General features: G+C 44.5%; 1 pseudogene. It reads left to right on the forward strand.

Going from position 1 to position 238, the window contains the following annotated elements:
* Positions 1-29: 29 nt before the first annotated feature.
* Positions 30-238, forward strand: a pseudogene (locus AC2Q9J_RS18480) (ribonuclease H family protein); the annotation flags it as partial.

Here is a 238-nt window from a genome sequence, read left to right on the forward strand (position 1 = left end):
CAGCGAAGTTCCAGTGAACTGAGGCTTGCGAGCATAGTTTCCAAGAGCTGAAGGACAGGTTGACATCAACACTAGTTCTTGCATTGCCAGATGGTTCAGAAGGCTATACGGAGTATTGTGATGTTACTAGTGTTGGGTTGGGATGTGTTCTAATGCAACATGGTAAGGTTATCGCATATGCTTCAAGGCAGTTGAGAAAACATGAGAAGAACTATCTGACCCACGATTTAGAGTTGGG

Source organism: Planococcus sp. RAB007_Raresut (genome assembly GCF_057369535.1).